At 34.9% G+C, this 1431-nt stretch carries 2 protein-coding genes; both read left to right on the top strand.

Features of this window, described 5'->3' with window-relative positions:
* Positions 1-54: 54 nt before the first annotated feature.
* A complete protein-coding gene (locus Q3C15_RS08625; RefSeq protein ID WP_302704969.1) occupies positions 55-552 on the top strand; it encodes a transposase in 498 nt (165 codons plus the stop codon).
* Positions 549-1397, top strand: coding sequence for an IS3 family transposase (locus Q3C15_RS08620; RefSeq protein ID WP_302704968.1), 849 nt, complete (start codon positions 549-551; stop codon positions 1395-1397). Before Q3C15_RS08625 ends, Q3C15_RS08620 begins: the two co-directional genes overlap by 4 nt.
* Positions 1398-1431 lie beyond the last annotated feature (34 nt).

Here is a 1431-nt window from a genome sequence, read left to right as displayed (position 1 = left end):
TGATATGCACCCCAAATCTTGGACAAAATAAATCCAAGATTTGGGGTGCTTTTTATGCGTTTTTCAAAACAAGATAAGATTAATATTTATCTTCTTTATCAAAAAGGATATCCGTATTCAAAAGTACGACAATATTATCCAATTGATGAAAGTAATTTTTACTATTTGATTCAAATATTAAATCGTTATGGAGTTTCCTGGTTAGATAGGCCAAGGCATAAGTGGACAAAAGAAGAAAAAATGGAAGCAATCGATCGAGTATTAATTAATCATGAAATCGGAAGAAGCGTCGCATTAGATTTAGGATTATCTTCAGCGGGAATGTTATTTAATTGGATTCGAGATTATCGAAAAAATGGTTATAATGTGATTGATAAACCAATAGGAAGACCGAGGAAAAAGATAATCACAAAACGTAATCAAAAGAAAATTAAACCAGAAGATAAGAAAATCAAGAAACTTGAGGAAGAATTACTATATCTAAGAGCTGAAAATGCCTATTTAAAAGCATTAAGGGAATTGACAATCAAAGATCAAAAAAAGCAAAAGTGATTGAACGACTTCGTTGTCAATTCCCACTGGCAGTTCTGTTGAAGGTCGCTAAGATGAGTCGTTCAACCTTCTATTATCAACGATCTCATAAGAAAGACCGGCAGAACCATAAAATCATGAAGCGGATCAAAGAAATCTTTGATCAACATCACGGAAACTACGGTTATCGCCGCATAACGTGTGTATTACGCAATGAAGGAATGACAACCAATCACAAAAAAGTTAAACGTTTGATGAAAACTATGGGATTATTTGGCAAGGTTATCCGGAAACGCAATCGTTATAGCTCTTACAGAGGGACAATTGGTAAAATTGTAGGAAATGAAGTCAATCGTCACTTCAGTGCTGATCAGCCACGAAAGAAAGTATATACTGACGTCACTGAATTCAGACTTAATAATGGTGAAAAAGTATACTTATCACCGATTTTAGATGGATTCAACGGGGAGATTATTGCCTATGATATCTCGACTTCACCTAATCTCCACCAAACGTTTAGGATGTTGAATCAGCTTGATCAATATGGATCACTAAACGGAATGATTTTACACAGTGATCAAGGATGGCAATATCAAAATGCGGCATACCAACAATTTTTAAAGGAACGCGGAATCGTCCAAAGTATGTCTCGTAAAGGAAATAGCTTAGATAATGGATTGATGGAGAATTTCTTCAGTGTTCTGAAGCGTGAAATGTTTTATGGTTATGAAGACCAATACAAAAATACTGATGAATTGATTCAAGCAATTCACCAGTATATCCAGTATTATAATAACGACAGAATTAAGGTAAAACTAAGAGGACTGAGTCCTGTTCAGTACAGAACTCAGTCCCAGGTTGCCTAGTTAATAAAGTGTCCAACTTTTGGGGTTCACTTCA

This window comes from Ligilactobacillus sp. 110_WCHN (genome assembly GCF_030518115.1).
In the GTDB taxonomy this organism is placed as follows: Bacteria; Bacillota; Bacilli; order Lactobacillales; family Lactobacillaceae; genus Ligilactobacillus; species Ligilactobacillus aviarius_C.
The sequence above is the reverse complement of the archived record's forward strand: the minus strand, read 5'-3'. Positions and strand labels throughout refer to the sequence as shown.

Bases quoted from the DNA above. Each gene is read 5' to 3' on its own strand.
- Q3C15_RS08625 (WP_302704969.1), top strand. From the start codon at position 55: ATGCGTTTTTCAAAACAAGATAAGATTAATATTTATCTTCTTTATCAA.